General features: G+C 37.4%; 1 protein-coding gene and 1 pseudogene. Both read left to right on the forward strand.

Features of this window, described 5'->3' with window-relative positions; all coding sequences use genetic code 11:
- Positions 1-436 (forward strand): annotated as a pseudogene (locus tag IGI46_RS25875) (hypothetical protein); the annotation flags it as partial.
- A 6-nt stretch (positions 437-442) separates the two neighbouring features.
- A complete protein-coding gene (locus IGI46_RS25880) occupies positions 443-1,201 on the forward strand; it encodes a class A sortase (protein WP_429966118.1) in 759 nt (252 codons plus the stop codon).
- Positions 1,202-1,236 lie beyond the last annotated feature (35 nt).

Genomic DNA, 1,236 nt, shown 5'->3' on the forward strand with positions numbered 1-1,236 from the left:
TGCAGCTGCCACAAAAGACCCTAAGTCTGAAGTGTTAGAAACCATTAAAGACACACGAGAAGTCAAGAATGGAAAAGAGGAATTCACGGTAGACTTCCAATACTATGCGAAGAAATACAATTTGAAAAAGGGCGAAAAACTGGTTGTAACGCATGAAGTGTTTAATGATGAAAAGCATACAGACAAATACACCGAGCACTTCGATTTAAATAATGAGAAACAAACCATCCGCCCTGAGAAAGTAGAAGAAAAACCAGTGACTCCAGCTGTAAAAGAAACACCAAAGGAAACTCCAAAAGAGACTCCACAAGAAAAAACAATGCCTCAAACGAGTCAAAGTAATAAGAAATCTGTCTTGCCAATCTTCTTAGCAAGTGTTGGTGTGATTGCTACGGGTGTGATTGTTTATGATGTTAAATTCCAAAAGAGTCGTTGATGGCTTATGGTAGTAAAAAAAATTACAGTCAAAAAAAGAAAATATCTTAGTAAAGGAGCAATGATCGCTATTGCTCTTTTATTTATTCTGTCAGCGGGCGCTTATACAAGTTATCGTCATTTTCTGGCACGAGATTTGAAACAGGAAAAAGTGCATGCTGCGGAAGTAAAAAGGAACGCTTCGTTGAATGAAAAAACTTCTCCAAAATTGATTACTTATGATCTAAACGATGTTGTAGAAGTAAGCGCTGATGATGTGGTAGCCGCCAATTTTAGGAATGCTAGAGGTACCAGCAAGAAAATTCTAACTGGAGGAATGTACATGCCAGATACAAACATCCATTTAGGCATCTTTAAGGGGTTTTACGGCGATAACCAATATTTAGGTGCATGTACCTACTATGATGCTGAGAACAGCAGCGAGAGACAATTAGGCAAAGGAAATTATGTTTTAGTTGGTCACAATATGGCAAGTAGAACATCTTTATTTGCTCCATTGAAAAACTCGAAAATTGGCAGTTATGTTTATTTAACTGATTATCAAGAAGTATTCACTTTTCGAGTAACCAGTAATGATGTGTTCAATGATACAAGGACGGACTTGTTAGAAGATATTCCTGACGACGAAACACCGATTTGTACCCTAGTAACTTGCTACGGCGGTGCTGGTACTAAGAGACGTCGAATCGTGAAGGGTGAGTTGATAGAACAAAAAACTCTTTCTAATAGTCCAGCTCATGTTAAAGAAGCTTTTCAAGTGAATTAAATCAATGAAAAAAGAATAATATCCCCCCTACTTTA

The organism is Enterococcus sp. AZ163 (assembly GCF_050498925.1).
In the GTDB taxonomy this organism is placed as follows: Bacteria; Bacillota; Bacilli; order Lactobacillales; family Enterococcaceae; genus Enterococcus_A; species Enterococcus_A ferrettii.